Annotated in this window: 13 protein-coding genes; 5 read left to right on the forward strand and 8 right to left on the reverse strand. The window is 46.4% G+C overall.

The genetic code is table 11. From position 1 onward, the window contains the following. Positions 1 to 49: 49 nt before the first annotated feature. Both A0256_04450 and A0256_04455 read right to left on the reverse strand, forming a co-directional pair. Positions 50 to 1741 (reverse strand): hypothetical protein, encoded by a 1692-nt coding sequence (locus A0256_04450; GenBank protein ID AMR30723.1) that lies wholly within the window; start codon positions 1739 to 1741, stop codon positions 50 to 52. 2 nt (positions 1742 to 1743) lie between these two features. Continuing rightward, on the reverse strand, positions 1744 to 2517 hold the full coding sequence (locus A0256_04455) for an ABC transporter (GenBank protein ID AMR30724.1): 774 nt from the start codon (positions 2515 to 2517) through the stop codon (positions 1744 to 1746). Between the two features lie 208 nt (positions 2518 to 2725). On the opposite strand from A0256_04455, the gene A0256_04460 reads away from it, so the two are divergent. Continuing rightward, positions 2726 to 3631: a metallophosphoesterase gene (locus A0256_04460; GenBank protein AMR30725.1), complete on the forward strand. Its 906-nt coding sequence runs from the start codon at positions 2726 to 2728 to the stop codon at positions 3629 to 3631. A 372-nt stretch (positions 3632 to 4003) separates the two neighbouring features. On the opposite strand, the gene A0256_04465 is transcribed toward A0256_04460, so the two are convergent. The 4 genes from A0256_04465 to A0256_04480 all read right to left on the reverse strand — a co-directional run bounded on the left by A0256_04465 (position 4004) and on the right by A0256_04480 (position 11056). Next, on the reverse strand, positions 4004 to 5239 hold the full coding sequence (locus tag A0256_04465) for a glycoside hydrolase (GenBank protein AMR30726.1): 1236 nt from the start codon (positions 5237 to 5239) through the stop codon (positions 4004 to 4006). A gap of 64 nt (positions 5240 to 5303) precedes the next feature. Then, on the reverse strand, positions 5304 to 7172 hold the full coding sequence (locus A0256_04470) for a glucan endo-1,6-beta-glucosidase (protein AMR30727.1): 1869 nt from the start codon (positions 7170 to 7172) through the stop codon (positions 5304 to 5306). 662 nt (positions 7173 to 7834) lie between these two features. Then, the gene (locus A0256_04475; GenBank protein AMR30728.1) at positions 7835 to 9739 is read right to left on the reverse strand and encodes a chromosome partitioning protein ParA; all 1905 of its coding nucleotides are present in this window, start codon (positions 9737 to 9739) and stop codon (positions 7835 to 7837) included. An 84-nt stretch (positions 9740 to 9823) separates the two neighbouring features. Further along, positions 9824 to 11056: a glycosyl hydrolase family 5 gene (locus tag A0256_04480; GenBank protein ID AMR34426.1), complete on the reverse strand. Its 1233-nt coding sequence runs from the start codon at positions 11054 to 11056 to the stop codon at positions 9824 to 9826. A 130-nt stretch (positions 11057 to 11186) separates the two neighbouring features. On the opposite strand from A0256_04480, the gene A0256_04485 reads away from it, so the two are divergent. From A0256_04485 to A0256_04500, 4 genes are all read left to right on the forward strand, one after another. Next, positions 11187 to 11972: a molybdenum ABC transporter substrate-binding protein gene (locus A0256_04485; protein ID AMR30729.1), complete on the forward strand. Its 786-nt coding sequence runs from the start codon at positions 11187 to 11189 to the stop codon at positions 11970 to 11972. Between the two features lie 11 nt (positions 11973 to 11983). Continuing rightward, a complete protein-coding gene (locus A0256_04490; protein AMR30730.1) occupies positions 11984 to 12655 on the forward strand; it encodes a molybdenum ABC transporter permease subunit in 672 nt (223 codons plus the stop codon). Further along, a complete protein-coding gene (locus A0256_04495; protein AMR30731.1) occupies positions 12652 to 13269 on the forward strand; it encodes a molybdenum ABC transporter ATP-binding protein in 618 nt (205 codons plus the stop codon). The genes A0256_04490 and A0256_04495 overlap by 4 nt, the downstream gene beginning before the upstream one ends. Before the next feature lie 325 nt (positions 13270 to 13594). Beyond that, positions 13595 to 14740 carry a hypothetical protein gene (locus A0256_04500; GenBank protein AMR30732.1) on the forward strand — a complete coding sequence of 382 codons (1146 nt, stop codon included), beginning with the start codon at positions 13595 to 13597 and terminating at the stop codon, positions 14738 to 14740. A 193-nt stretch (positions 14741 to 14933) separates the two neighbouring features. On the opposite strand, the gene A0256_04505 is transcribed toward A0256_04500, so the two are convergent. Next, the gene (locus tag A0256_04505; GenBank protein ID AMR30733.1) at positions 14934 to 15209 is read right to left on the reverse strand and encodes a hypothetical protein; all 276 of its coding nucleotides are present in this window, start codon (positions 15207 to 15209) and stop codon (positions 14934 to 14936) included. 295 nt (positions 15210 to 15504) lie between these two features. After that, entirely contained in the window at positions 15505 to 16224 is a 720-nt protein-coding gene (locus A0256_04510; GenBank protein AMR30734.1) for a hypothetical protein, read from the reverse strand. Positions 16225 to 16561: the final 337 nt, after the last annotated feature.

Below are 16561 nucleotides of genomic sequence, written 5' to 3' on the forward strand. Positions count from 1 at the left end.
TCGTATTGGATAATACCTTTCGGCTATGACATTCAACAACCAACGCTCCCTACACATCTGCCATTTCCACATCGTCCCAACTCCGCTTTTTATACTGCCTGAACATTATCCAATTGATCAGCAGTGCAGGTATGATACAGATCCAGATCACCATTTCCCAGCGGGCCAACAAGTAGTGCCCATAGGCCAAAGCTCCGATAAAACCGATAATGAGTAACGAGGTGATCATTTTACCCCCGCCTTGCTTTACCACTACCGGGTTAGAAAATGGCAGCCCCTTCACCATGAACAAAGCCATGAAAATGCCGTAGATAAGGCTCACCACAAACGCTAATAAAATATCGTTAATGGCCTGCGGCCCCCAAACGGCCACGATACCTATGCCCAGCACCAGGCAATACGGCAAAAAATATAGTGCAACAATAGCCTTGTACATGCCCGAAAGGATTTTCCCCGGTTCGCTGATGGGCATGGCGTAATATACCCAGGCCGACTTATACTTCTCCGACATAGAAATATTCATCAAAATAGACGAAACAATAAATGTACACAGGTAGGTAATAAACACGTAAGTATGGCCATTTTGCAGCTGGTACCAGCGGTCTTCCAGCGAACTGCCTTTTCCGTTGAGTGCAAAATACAGGAAGTATATGGGCACATAGGCAAAAGCGGGGTACACCTTCATTTTAAATTCCCGGGTACGGGCGGCTAATTTCCAGGTAATGCGGAAACCGGCATTTTCCACAGGATCCGGCGCCAGGATGTTGGAGAGTTTTTCAATAAAGTTAAACTTGCCGGCTTTTTTTGGCTTGTCGGTGGCATTGCTGTTTCCATCGGACGTAGCAATCACCGAAAGCCGGCGGTTAAAGCCCGGCGCCAGTACCTTTGCAACCAGCCAGAGGCCTGCTACCGGCAGGGTTAGCCCAAGGATAGCAAGTAAACTGGTGATGAGGCTGGAGCGGCCGGCATGCAGCAGGGCTTCATTCATGGCAGCTATCCATACCGGCGGCAACAAGTAGGCCCACCAGTGGGTTAGCAGATCAATCTTACCCAGTACGGATACATTGATAAATCGCGGCAACAAGTAGTACGAGGCGAAAATGATCACCGAGAACCCGATCTGGAAATAACTGATCACATCCTTAAACTTCTGCGGACTCACCGAGCGCATAAATACCAGGTAAATAATATTTACAAAAAAGATGCTGAGAAAAGTAGCTTCCATCAGTTGGATAAAGAACACCGGCACAGCCAATACGCCATCCACAAAACCAACAATGATCAACGCAGGGAAACCCTGTACCAGGGCCAGCCGCAACACATAAATACTGATATGCAAAATGCGCGAAACCGCTACCGTACGGTCATTCACCGGGCGGGGCAGCAGGATGAACTGGTCGCGGGTATCAATTAAAACAGTGGTAAAATCGGAGATAAGCGTGAGTGCCATCAGCACCATAAATATCAAAAAGTAGTAGGTTTGCCCTACATAAGGCATGTCGTTCAGCAATAACAGTAAGCCCATAAATACGCCTGTCAGCAATTGGAAAAACCCCACCAGCCAGGGCGATTGCTGCCCGTTATTTTTTGCTCCCTTTTTTACCGCAAACATGGCCTTTGGCCTGCGGTTATCCATCAGGAGTTTTACCTTCAGGATCTCTGCCAGCTGATCTGTATCCACACCCGTACGTGCAAGCAATGGATATAAAAAGGATGCCGCCTTTAAAAATAGCTTATCCATAGTTATTCGAAGGCATTAATAATGGCATCTGTTTCATGCGTGGATTCATCCCTGCCGGTTAGTTTGGAGAATATCAATTCCAGGGTATCGCTGTGGTTTTGTTTAAGTGATTCAAAAGTACCATCGGCAATGATCTCCCCTTTATTGATGAGCAGGATCCGGTCGGATACTTTCTCCACCACATCCATCATATGCGAGCAGTAAAAAATGGTTTTACCCTCCTGGGATAAGCGCATGATCAGCTCTTTGATCATGATCACCGCATTTGCATCAAGGCCGGAAAGTGGTTCATCCAGGATAATGATCTTAGGGTTATGAATAATGCCGGAGATCAGCAATACTTTTTGTTTCATCCCTTTAGAGAAAGTATCCATCCGGTCGTTCCCATTGGTGCCCAGGCCAAAAGCGGCCAGCAGTTTTTGCGCCCTGGAGGTTAGCACGGCTTCCTCTAACCCGTAAAGCTTGCCAATAAAATCAAGGTACTCCATAGGGGTAAGCACATCATAGATCTCGGCATTCTCGGGCACATACCCAATCAGCTTTTTAATGGCCAATGGATTCTCAGCCATTGAAATACCATTAACTTTTACCGTTCCCTCAAAATCGGGGATCAGCCCGGTGAGTATCTTTACGGTGGTAGATTTACCCGCACCATTGGGGCCGATGTAGCCGATCACCTGGCCGGGATATATATCAAGCGAAAGGCCCTTTAGCACCTGTTTGGCTCCGTATGATTTTGTTAAATTACTGATATGTATGAGCGGTTCGCCTTCCATGTAGGTGTAAGTTTTATTGGCGGTAAGTTAACAAAAAATCAGTGGATGGTTGTACAACAAAACGGCGGAGTGATTGAAAGTTAGGCGACAGACAAGCCACCCGGCACACGGTTTCCTAACTTCTTAATACACTGTTAACATTCCATACCGTTTTAGTTATTGCGGCCGGGTTAATTTTGCACTGGCTGGATATAGCTCAAGATAATTTATGGAAAGAAGATCGGCATTAAAAAGTCTGGGTGGCTTATTGTTGGCACCCGCATTAACCTTTGGCAGCAATAAGCCAGGTAAGGCAAAACCCGTTTTACGCGTTGCGCACCTCACCGACGTACATCTCAAGAATAAATTCAAGGCTCCGGAAAAATTTGCAAAGTGCCTGCACCATGTGCAAAATCAATCGCCCGGGGTAGATTTTATACTCAACGGCGGCGACATCGTTTTCGATATGAATAAAGAAAACCTAGATGTAATCAACGCCCAGTGGAAACTGATGCACGATACCCTTAAAGCAGATTGCAGTTTGCCGGTACATTATTGCCTGGGGAACCACGATATCTGGTGGAATGAGAACAACAAAGGACAGGCAGTTTATGGGAAACAGTTTTCATTAGATCAGCTTCATTTAACCAGGCCCTATTACAGTATGATGAAGGGGGGATGGAAGTTTATTATACTGGATAGCGTACACCTTGATATAGATGGCACCTGGTACATTGGCAAGCTGGGTGATGAACAATTTGCATGGCTGGAAAACGAATTGAAAACCACCAACGCAGCCACCCCCGTGCTGATCATGTCGCACATCCCTATTTTAACGGCGACGAACTTAATTGAAGAGGATATTGTAAACAAATGGGTGATGCTTGGCGGCGACATGCACACCGATACCGCAAAGATCATCAAACTATTTTATCAGCACCCCAATGTTAAACTATGTCTTAGCGGCCATATTCACCTGCGTGAAAAACTTGTTTATAATAATGTAACCTACATTTGCGACGGAGCCGTAAGTGGTGCCTGGTGGGAGGGAAACCGCCGGGAAACAGCGCCCGGCTACGGACTGATAGATCTATATGCCGATGGCAGTTTTGAGGAGCGGTATGTAAATTATTAAAATCGACGTTTGATAAGATATAAAATTGCGTTAAATCCGCTAAATAAGTAATAATTGCTTTTCATAACGGGGTACTGGCTAAGTGCGCGTGTTGTATGCTTCACGCTTGAAACCTTGCGTATTCGACATGCTGCAGTGCGCCTGATTACGGCTCGCAGAGAAAACTCACCCACAACCCCTCTCTGCTTCGCAGAGAGAGGAGTTCTTATGCTAATTTAATAATTTTTACGCTCTTCCGCAGCACGGAGGAAAGGTCGGACAGCGATAGCGAACCCGGGGTGAGTTAATATGCGGGCGGACCAATCGTTTCGAACACGAAAGTTTTTTACCTATAGCTATCCGCCCGCGTTATTTTTGCTACTTATTTGCGCCCTACTTATTAACCCCAAAGGCTTCCCAGCCGGAGGCCGTTGCGCGTGTGCAGGTCATGGCCTGGGTGCCGTTTTCGCTGGAGATAAACTTCCCATTGTTGCCGCGGAAGGTAACCTTACCGTCAGCGGTTGGCACCCAGTCGAATTTCTCCCAATCGCTAATGACTGTACGGTTACAGGTAATGGCTTGTGTACCATTTTCGCTGCTTACATATTTACCCTGGCTTTGCAGCGCAACTTTGCCTGCGCCCGCATCAACTACGGTAAATTGTTCCCAGCCGCTGGCAGTTGCGCGGTTACAATTCATAGCTTGCGTACCGTTTTCACCGCTTACATATTGGTTATTGATGCCTTTTAACGTAACTGTTTGTCCAATTGGCGCGGTAGATCCTGTGCTGCCGGTAATATTATACACACGCACATAATCAACATACATGCTGGCCGGTAAAGCGCCGTTGTTAATGGTATTGCCCGGCAGATCGCCACCTACTGCCAAATTGAGAATAATATAAAACGGGAGCTGAAACTCTTCGGTGCCATTGATATTGTTCTGGATATTTCCCGTATTGAACAAAGTACCGTCTACGTACCATTTGATACTGTTTGCATCCCACTCAACAGCGTAAACATGGTAATCGGTTGCTGTAGCGGTAATGCTGTTGCCATAATACACGTGCCCATTGTTGTTCCAGTGCATCGTGCCTAAAATAGTGTTATTAGTATTTACCTGCTCCATAATATCAATTTCACCACATTGCGGCCAGCCTACCTGGCCTATATTTTGACCCAGCATCCAAAAAGCAGGCCAGCTGCCCTGGAATGCCGGCAGCTTGATCCTCGCCTCGATTCGGCCATATTTGATACTGAACTTTCCAGAAGTGTTGAGCTTGGCTGATGTATATGGCTGACCGCCGACGCTTTGGTTTTTAGCAGTGATGACCAGGTTACCGCCGGTTACAGCAGCATTAGCCGCCTGGTAGTATTCTTTCTCGTTATTCACGTTGGGATTACCATTATCAATGTTCCATTTGCTGCCGTCAACTCCGGTACCGTTAAACTCATCCGACCATACCATGGTTAAAGCCCTCGGTGTGGTGGTGGCTACGGTGGTTTCCTTCGGCACAGCTACACTATCTGCACCTGTAGATTTTATATCCTTTTTGCAGGAAACAGCCATGATACAGATCGCCAGGCCCATCCCGGCAATCCTCAAATAGGTAAATAATTGCTTTTTCATAATATGGTGTTTTTGGTAAAGTGTGTTTTTTCGCCTGCATTAATTTTGCCAGCTAAATCAATGTTTACTGATTCACGCCAAAGGCTTCCCATCCCGATGCCGTTGCGCGTGTGCAGGTCATGGCCTGGGTGCCGTTTTCGCTGGAGATAAACTTCCCATTGTTGCCGCGCAGGGTCACTTTGCCGTCTGCTGTTGGCACCCAGTCGAATTTTTCCCAGTCGCCAAACGTAGTGCGGTTACAGGTTATCGCCTGTGTACCATTTTCGCTGCTTACATATTTCCCCTGGCTTTGCAACGCAACTTTGCCTGCGCCGGCGTCTATTACAGTGAATTGTTCCCAGCCGCTGGCAGTTGCCCGGTTACAATTCATGGCTTGCGTACCGTTTTCGCTGCTTACATATTGATTATTAAATCCTTTTAGGGTGATAACCGAGCCGACAGGCGCGCCGGTACCAGAACTTCCGCCGGGCGTACCGGCCCATTTAAAGGTGACTACTGCACCGGCAGCAAGGCTGTACGTGAAAGATTCGGTACCCCATTTCAGTTTAAAAGTAACGGTGCTGCTACCGTTGTTCAGGGCAATGACTACCTTGGTGCCGTCGCTGTTTTTGAAGGCCACGTTTTGGATAGAACCAGAGAGGTTGGAGGCAATGCGCACCGCTCCCGGCCTGACAAATTTAGAAGCATGGGCAATAATGTAGTAGCCCACGTTGCGGGTAACCGAAGTTCCGCTTACGGTAATGGCTCCCAAACAAGTGCTGCAACCCCCATTGGTATGCGGATTGTAACCCGGATCTGCCGCCAGGTTCCACTCCAAAACATTACGGCTCCAGTTACGGGTGCCGCCGATGATCAAATTATTCATATGCCAGCCCAGGTCTCCCCCAAAATTACTTGGCGCACCAACCCATTGCTCGGTAAAGTAAACGTTCTTGTTTGGGTACGCATCATGCACGGTTGACAGTGCACTAATATCACCGGCATACAAATGGAAAGCGGATCCATCCACATAAGAACTTGCCTGGCCAACTACGGTGGTGGCGTAGCTCGGCACATCGGCATTATGATCGTAAGCGATAATCTTGGTATTAAAGCCTGCGGCCCTTATTTGCGGCCCCAGGTTGTTATTAATAAACGTAACCTGCTCGTTAGCCTGCATCACCATACTGGGGTTATTATAAGGGTTAAGCGGTTCATTTTGCGGAGTAATAGCATCTATCGTAATCCCCTGCGCTTTCATGGCTTGCAAGTATTTGACAAAGTAACGGGCGAAGGCATCATAATAAGCCGTATTTAAACTACCGCCGGTATAACCATTATTCCCGGTGGTGTTAACCTTCATCCAGGTTGGGGCTGTCCAGGGAGTGGCAATAATCTTGATAGATGGGTTAATGGCGAGAATCTTTTTCAATATGGGCAGAAAATCGGTACTCTCCTGCGCCAGGCTAAAATTGTTCATATTAACATCGCCGGCTGTTTGGTTGTAAGTAAAGTCAGACGAACTTAAGTCGGACGCACCGATACTGATGCGCAGGTAACTGATTCCAATTTGCCCGGCAGCAGTACCAAACAATTCGTTAAGCACATTAGCCTGGTTGCCGCCGAGGCCGTTTAACAGGCTTGCACTACCACCTGTCAGGGTAAAACCAAAGCCGTCAATACCCTGATAGGTGACACCTTCATCAACAGTGATGGTAGTGGCATTGGTGCCTGCATCCGGCGCAAAATTCACACTACCCTGTGCCAGCAGGCTGGATTGATTGGAGGTGGTGAGCCAGGTACTCACCGGGCCGGTAGCGGCACGGGGCGTGGTACCTACCGGACCCGGGCCACCTGCAATTTGCGACCGAACGTCTTTTTTGCACGCATTTACCAACAGGGCAAAGGTGAGCATCACCGAAACCAGCAGCTTAAATTTGTAATTGATTTTCATAATTGGTATTTGATTTGGTTAGTAATTGGTTTGCATAACTGTTTATAAATCAGTCGGTAAATGCTTTGTAATTATTAACTTTTAGTAAACAAGCCTGCTGGCAAACAAACTTGAAATTTGCAGCTTAGCGGTTTTTTCCAGGAAATAAGCAGATGCCGGTAAAATTGGTTAAGCAAATTTAAAGCAATTTAATGCTTACAAACAAGTGATTAAATTTATAATTTACTGATAAATAAGCCATTATACATCAGTTGATACGGTTACTTCACACGCCCTAAACAGGCAAAAAGGTATCCAGTGCATTTAAAGCAGGTTTTGTAAAAAAGAAAAAATAGTTGCGATACGCTTACTTCACAATTTACTTTTTAAGCAATATAGCTTTGAGGAATAACGTATCAGGGTGCGGGAAATGCAGCAGCCAGTTAATTACAGGGTGCTACGAACATTGCTAAGGTTTAAGTGCTTTAGCATTCTTAATTTAATTAGATTTGAAGGATAGGCCGTTTTTAAAACATGCTTAAAGTAAGTTCTGATACATTGCCGTCATATCTTCGCGGCTTTGCGTGCCTAAGTCTAACCACCAAGCAGGATGCGGCAAATTAATATGGTTATTTTCATTTGAGCTATCAATATTTTAAGCTTGCTATTTCAATTAGGGTTTTTTATTCGGCCGGGGGTTCGATCACCAATTTACTCCAGCCTTTGCTACCTGCATTTTTAATTTCCTTCTTCCTGCTTTCCATTGCTTTTTTTATTCGGCTGCTGTAAGCCCAACAAGTACTTTGGCGAATGGATAGAATTTCCGATAGCTTATGAGATGAGATTTTTCCCTTGGTGCTGTACATCAAAAAGATCATGTAAAAAGCTTTATTGATAGGGATGCGTGTGTTTTGCAAAATGGTATAAGCAATAACCGATTCCTCATACCCGCACTTGGAACACCTTCGGCTGTAAGGCAAATGCCCGTTTCCGTAGCTGGTATTGCAACATTTTTTGCACGCGTAACCGTGCTCCCATTTCAAATCGGACAGGAATTTAAAGCAGGTTTCCCGGTCGGGATAGATTTTGCTGAACTCCTCAAAATCCACTTCGGCCGACATTACCCTGTCGTGTGTTACTTTCTCTATGTCATGATGTAGGGTAATGTTGTCACTTTCCAGCAGTACATTCATCCGGGAGATCTCTTCAGCTTGCTGCTGCAAAAGTTGGTTTACAGCCACCAACTCCTCGTTCTGCTGTTCAATGAGGGAGGATTTTTCGATCAGTTCCCCGGTGCGGGCTGCTACTTGATCTTCCAGGTTTCTATTCAGCTGATCTTTCAGCTCTTCGTTTTGCTGTAGTTGTTTAATCATCCGCAGCTGGGCTTCATCTTTCTCCCGTTTCAGCATCCGTACCCGGTCACCAATAGCGAAGGTGATAAAGAGCATCTCCATAATAAAACAAAAACTTAGACTATAAAAATTAATTGCTGTAACCGGGAACCATCCTAAATTTAACGCGATAAGTGATTTGATAATAAAACCCGCGAACAGGAAGCTATACCCGATTACAAAAAACCGCGCAGGCCGGTAGCCTTTATACAAAACATAGCAACCCGACGCAAAAGCTACCGAAAGCGGAACAATCTCGATGATTTTGTAGCTGAACCAGTTTTTATCGATCAATAAGCACAAAACAAAAAATACGGTTCTCACTGTAACAACTGCAATTAATATTTTATTGAATCGTGGTGCATTCTCTTTTAAGTTGAGCAGGCTCTGCGCAAAGAGCATTGCAAAGGTACTGGCCAAAAACAAAGAGATGCCGTAAGCGTAATGGTTCCATTGAGGCGCCATCTCCCATAGGTATTGGTAAGCAATACCATCCGTACACATTTCATACAAGCCAATGCTAAGGTTGTAAACAACGTAATATAGGTATTGCCGCTGGCGCATGGCAATAAACATCGTTAAATTATAAAGCCCGAATACAAGGATCATCCCGTAAAAAATACCGAAGAAAAAATATTCATCCAGCGCGTAGGCTATAAACCAGTTTACAGATTTAAGTACAATAATAACATTCGCAGACTGGTGGGAACGCAGGCGGAAATAATATACGTTTTCGGTTTTAGGCCCATGGTCTAAATCAAGCGTAAAGTTTTTATGGCGGTATAAACGCTTCGAAAAAGGGCGATTGCTCCCTAGCAGCGTGGCTTTGTAAGTGTTGTCTTTATCTGGTTCGTATACGGCAATGCTATCAATGGTTTGGTCAAAAAACTCCAGCACCCAATTATTGCGGGTTGATAGGCGCTGATCTAACTTGATGCGATACCAATAGGAAGCAGTGGCATCCGTTATTTGTGGAGTAGGTGCCGTATTTTTACTAAACTCACTGCCGTAGCTCTTTACTATATCATCAAAGGTAAGTTTGTTGCTGGTGTCTTTAAACCACTCCAGCTCGCCGTATCTGAATACATGCTGTTTGGCGGAATCCACTACAGGCACGATATTTTGAGCGCTGCCACTCATCACTGCGCCGCTCAACAAAATGAAAAGGCATATAATCCGGCAATAAAATTTAAGCATGCGTATACGCTAAATTCAGGTTATAATTATTTGAGCAATGTAAACGATTTAAATATCCAATCCTATTAAAGGTAGACTTGCAGTTTAATTACCAGGCACTTTTAAACCCAGTGCCTTGATATAACCCTTCTGAGGGAAGCAATTGGCAAATTTACAGTTCTCTAAAAACCCGTAAAGTGCTGCCTTTATTTTTGCCCTGTCGGTAGGTGCTGCCTTTCGGATATCTTCAAAACTGCCGCGATCTTTTTCGGTATAGTCAATCACTTCCTGGTAGCCATCCGGCACGTTGAAACTCATAACTCCTTTATCATTATCCAGCTTTTTATAGGGCCAGTAATGCCAGCCTATATTATTCTTTTCGCATACCACCCGGAAATCATGGACCCATAGGTCGGTGTTCTCACCCGTTTCGCCTACGTAGATCGGTACGTTATATTTGTCACGAAAATCAATATAATCCTGGATAACTTGCTGAGTGGGATCCGTCCAGTACTTGTGGAAAGTATAAACCAGCTTGCTGTCGAACGGCTTGCCAAACGGCTTAAAGTTGCTGTCCCATTGCGCACCACCCAGGAAAAGGAGGTGATTTTTATCTACCAGGCGGATAGCGGCGGTGATCTCTTTATAAGTTGGTTCCAGTTGCGGGTTAATCTCATCCACATTAAAATAATGAGCAATGGGCTCGTTCAGCAGATCGTAGCCTAAAATAATACCTTCGTTTTTGTAATGGTCAGCAATGCGTTTCCAGATGTCGGCGGTTTGCTTGCGGTTTGCAGGGCTGGTAAACAAGAATGGGTAGCCGTCGCCATCATCGATATTATCCCCCGTTTGTCCGCCGGGAGCGCAATGCATATCCAGTAATACATACAGGTTTTCCTGCTTGCACCAGCCAATTACCCTGTCCAGCAGTTCGAAGCCACGGTTAGGATTGTTTTGGCCCATATAACTCTCGCTGGTAAAAAGCTTATAATTAAACGGTATGCGGATGGAGTTAGCCCCGGTAGCCTTCAGAAACCTGATATCACCCTGGGTAATATAGGTATCCTGGAACTTTTTCCAGAACAGTTTAGTTTCTTCCGGGCCGATCAACTCGGTAAATGCCTGGTTAATGAGCCTTTGCGAGTTTACTTTTTTAAACTTAAACATATAGCCTTCCGGCACCAGCCAGTTACCCAGGTTTGTACCACGGATTAAAAAAGGTTTACCATTGCTACCGATGATCTCTTTACCCCTAACAGAAATGAATTTTGCGGTTTGGGCCGATAGATTACAGTCGCCGCCAAAAAGCACCGCTAAAAGGATAAGTAATTTTTTCATCACAGGAATTGGTTTATATTGGTTTATAAGCAAAACAAATGTAACAGATTTCTGTCGGGATATTTGTGCGTTATATTTGCAAACAGGCCCATATACACGTATTTTGTCTGCATAGGTTACGCAATACAACATGAAGGAGTTTCAACAAACCACTTGCACCCGCAGATGTGGGTACAGAATAATCGCAGTGATGATGCTGTTGGTATGCAGTGCCGGTTTAGCCCATGCACAAAATTTGCGGATAGCTATTGCGGCCAATCTGCAGCCGGTAATGAAAGTTTTACAAAAAGACTTTAAGCAGCGCAGCGGCCTAAATATAGATGCCATTTCGGGCCCATCGGGTAATTTGACTACACAAATAAAAAACGGGGCACCCTTTGATGTTTTTTTATCTGCCGATACCGGATTCCCCGAGGAGCTTTTCAAAAGCGGTTTTGCAGTGAACAAACCTGTGGTATATGCACAGGGTATTTTGATATTGTGCAGCAGGCACAAACTTGGGGCCGAAAGCTGGAAAACGACACTGCTAAATAAAAACGTCAGCCGGCTGGCAATTGGCAACCCGGCAATAGCACCCTATGGCAAAGCCGCAAAAGAAGTGCTGACCCATGAAGGGATTTACAAGCAGCTTAAACCTAAACTAGTTTTTGGTGAAAGCATTACGCAGGTAAATACCTACATAGCAACGGATGCGGTAGAGGCAGGATTTACGTCCCTATCTTTTTATAAAGAAAACAGCAGCAGGATGACGTTGTTCAGCTGGCCAATTGATCCTGCAACTTACTCCCCCATACTGCAGGGTATGGTGTTGCTTAAACATGCCAAAAACAACGCCGACGCCAAAAAATTCTACGATTATATCCTGAGTCCACCGGCCAGAAAGATCTTTGCACAGTATGGTTATCACCTACAATAAACAGCTATAGAATGGATCTTACACCAATATGGCTCACGCTAAAACTAGCAAGCATTACCACCTTACTGCTGCTGGTACTGGGATTGCCCGTGGCCTGGTGGCTCTCCGGGAGGCGGTCGTTTATCAAGATCATCATTGAGGCCTTTATTACTATGCCACTGGTTTTACCCCCATCGGTGCTGGGCTTTTATTTGTTGCTGGCTTTTAGTCCGCAGCGTGGGGTGGGTAAATGGCTACACGATAACTTTAACCTGCAATTTGTATTTTCTTTCGAGGGGTTGGTGCTGGCCTCGGTCATTTATAGTATGCCGTTTATGATCAGTCCGGTAAAATCGGCGTTTCAGCAACTGCCAGCATCCCTGGCGCAAGCATCCGCCACGCTGGGAAAAACAAAGTGGCAAACTTTAAGATGGGTGCTGCTGCCCAACATCAAACCATCGTTACTAACGGCTACCGTTTTAACTTTTGCGCACACCCTGGGCGAGTTCGGCGTAGTGCTGATGATCGGCGGCAATATCCCGGGCATTACCCGGGTAGCCTCTATCGCCGTGTACGATTCGGTAGAACAGATGGATTACACCTCGGCCAATAACTATTCGCTCATCCTGTTTGCCATTACTTTTGTGCTGGTCACCGGGGTGTTCATCTACAATAAATACCAGGTAAAAACCCCCTTAGTATGATCCGCATCCATATCGAAAAAAAGCTCAGGGCATACCAGGGGGTACAGGTGCTCAAGATCCGGAAGGAGATGGCCGCCGGCAGTATTACCCGCGTTACCGGCCCCTCGGGTGCGGGCAAAACCACGTTGCTTAAAATGATAGCCGGACTCATAACACCAGATGCCGGACAGATCACGATCAACCAAACCGTTTGGTTTGATGCCGCTCAACAGATCAACCTGCCTACGCGCTTACGGATGCCCGGTTTTGTTTTCCAGGACTATGCGCTGTTTCCCAACATGACGGTGCAGCAGCATTTGGCCTACGCAACCACCGATACCGCATGGATCAACCGTTTACTCGCTATCGGGCAGCTGGAAACCTTTGCAGCTCATAAACCCGAACACCTTTCCGGCGGCCAACAACAGCGACTGGCTATTTTGCGCGCACTGGCCATTAAACCGCAATTGCTGCTGATGGACGAGCCCTTTTCCGCGCTGGATGTGAAGATGAAATCGGCGTTGATTGCTGATTTGCTCACCCTTTTTACAGAATTAAAGGCCACCGTACTCATCGTGAGCCATAACCCGCAGGAGCTGGATGGCATTTGCAATGACGAATTAGTGCTGGACTAACCCCCCATTCTAAAAAAAAACAGCCGGTTTTACCTGGCTTGTTCCACATTACGAAGGTGGAACAAGGTTTATTGTCTATGCATTGACTATCAATACCTTACAGACTTCTAGTGGAACAAATTGGAACATCCCTGTTATTGAAGTAAAATAAGGTAACAAACTATCTGCTAAATACTTATCAAAATTCAGTTACAGATTTCTGAAACACTTTGGAAATGCCTTTTGGAACAAGATGAAACGCTCCGCCGGCGGGTACTGACAAAACACTGTCACCACTCTTTTGGCGGCTTCCGGGTATCTTTGTTACATCCATCCAATCAATTTCATGACGCATTACAAAACTCCCGGCCCCACGCTCCGGATGCCACTTGAGCTGGAACTTGCCCGCGCCCGCGAGCGCGGCACCATTACCGCCCGCCAGCGTAAACAGCTGCAGCGGATAGAAGCCCAGCAATTAAAAGACCTCCGCGACTTAGAAGCCAGCCAGGTGACCGGCGACGAAGCCTTTATCATTAAAAAAGCCGGCGACTGGCTTACCCTGCCCGCCGGCGAAAACATGGGCGACAGGCTCTGCGGCGACCTCTGGTTTAAAAACGAACTTTGTATCATGTTTGCAGATACCAACGCCGGCAAATCTATCCTCGCCGTGCAAATTGGTGATGCCATTGGTCGCGGGGAGGCCATGGGTAACCTGGCGGTAAAACAGCAGACCACCCCCGTGCTGTACTTCGATTTTGAGCTCAGCGCCGAGCAGTTTGCCACACGCTATGCCGGCACCGGGGGCGAAACGCACCAGTTTGCGCCCAACTTTTACCGCGTAGTCATTAACCCCGATGCCAGCCGCGAAGGTAAATTTGCCACCTATCACGATTACCTCATCAACTCGCTCGAAAACATTATCATCAGCACCGGCTCGCGTACCATCATTATTGATAACATTACCTGTCTGCGCAGCGGTACCGAAAATGCCGCGGCCGCCATCAAGCTCATGCGCAGCCTGCAAAACATCAAAAACCTGTACAAGGCATCGCTGCTGGTACTGGCCCATACGCCCAAGCGGAACCCTGCCCGGCCCATCACCCGGAACGATCTGCAGGGCAGCAAAATGCTCATGAACTTTGCCGACAGCGCATTTGCCATCGGCGAGAGCCAAAGCAGCCCCGGCCTGCGCTACCTCAAGCAGGTAAAACAGCGCAGCAACGGCCCCATGCAAAGCAACGGCACCGTACAATTTTGCCGCATCGTAAAGGAAGGCAGTTTCCTCAAATTCGTGTTTGAGGGCCAGGGCAGCGAAGCGCCCCACCTGCTGGCCTATACCCAGCAGGTACGCCGAAACCTGGAGGACCACATCATGCGCCTTAATGCCCGGGGCCAAACCCTCCGCCAGATAGCCACCCAAACCAATATGCCCACAACCAGCGTTTACCGGGTAATTCAAAAAATGAACGAGGCAGCAAAGCATGAAGTATAAAATAATGGCGGTGCCTCCGGCCCGGGTCATCCGCTCATACTGCGCGAGGCCTTAGCCACCGGCCGGTATCCGCTACTACCCCTACCGCGGAGCTGCGGGTGGGTGGTTAATTGTACGGGCTAGAATATGAGGCTTGCGGTCGCGAGGAGATAAATTACTATGGTAATTTTTGCAAACACGTTAGCATAGACGCTTACAAATTTATTTGTTCCGGTGTGGACGCTTGGGCAGGCGGCTTAGTAACGAATTTTAACAATTGAATATGCTCTTTAATTAAATTGTTCTGAATCTTAAGTAACTCCGTTTGTTCTAATTGATTTGCCACTATAAGATTAACTTTCCAGTACCATAACACAACGCTTCGGAGGACGAAAAAAATAAGGACAAAGAAACCGAAAGCTAAGAGTATCATTATAAACTCTGGTGCCCCGACACTGCTGGCTTGCAGTAAAATAGTTAAATTATTCATCTGTTTGAGGTTTAGTTAATGAGTCCAATATACAACAATTTAATTTACAAATTAACTGCTTCACAGGTCACCCTTCAACTAACGCCAGCAATCGCTCCTGTAAGGAAATGTAAAATTTGCTTGCAGAGCCTTTGGGCATGCGTAGAGATTGCTTCGTACCTCGCAATGACGAGGCGGCCTTAGCCGCCATTATTGCTGCCCCGCCCGGCAAGGTTTACCTCCCCGCCTACCCAGGAGTCCACACCTGGACAGGCGCGAGCCACCAGAAGTCAAACATCTTTGCCCGGAGAGCAGGCTACTCTACGTCTGTATATGCATAACCGCCAATAAAGATCAAGGCATTGTCTGGCCTGATGGGACCGCCTTTGGCACCAAACGCAAAAGATGTCTTTACAACTTTGCCACTGTTATAAGTAAATTCAATGGAATGGCCGGAGATGCGGTAGGTGCCGCCGCTCGCTGATTTTTTCCAGGCAGCGGCGTTGCCTGTTGACATTCCTGCGTTTAAGCCTTCAGTAAAATGGGTCGCATCCAAAAATGTGATTTGTTTAACAGATAAGGCGTTCAGTCCATTACCATAGTCCCCGCCGCTTACTTTTTCGTAAGCCGGTTTAAGTTTAACCGAGCCTGTATAGGCATATTCCGGGAACCAGTTACCCTCGCCAAGTTTATAATCGCTTGCTTCGCCTTTATTATTGGTCAGTAAAAAGGTCTGGCCCTGTTTTTTCCATTTACCCCAGGCTTTAGGGTGTTTACTTTTATCAGCAGAGATATTTAAGCCTTCGAGTGTTTCCGCGCCTGCTTCCCAATAATCACCGTTTTTGAACAGTACTACCGGCTCAAATGTAATAGCAGTTGGATAGCCGCTTATGGCCCTGAAATACCAGCCCTCAACAGCCGGAGCAACCGCTATTGAATGCCCAGGGTTTGACCTTAAGGATTTGGCATCGGCATGCGATAAAGCTAATAACGCAAAGGAGATAGCCAGGCCACTCAAACAGATTCTTAATTTCATAATGCACAGATTTAGTGTGACTTTGTTTTTTATAACAGATGGCTTGTCTTTAAGGTTTGTAAAAAATGTAAGATTTAGCTATCAGTAAGCACAACCGCCTGTCCAAGTGTCCACACCTGGATACCAGCCCGGGTAAGCGTCCACGCTTGCCCGCGTTAATTAATCATCTTCAAAGGGGCATATGAATCGCCGTCTTAGGGTTCCAAAATAGATCTTGTCGGTTGAGGGGCTGTGGAATATGAACTAAATATCGTAGTTTGGGCATACACGTATGCGTGGACGCTTACAAATTTATTTGTCCAAATGTAACACTTGGACAGTCGAGAGGTATGTGGAA

The organism is Mucilaginibacter sp. PAMC 26640 (assembly GCA_001596135.1).
In the GTDB taxonomy this organism is placed as follows: Bacteria; Bacteroidota; Bacteroidia; order Sphingobacteriales; family Sphingobacteriaceae; genus Mucilaginibacter.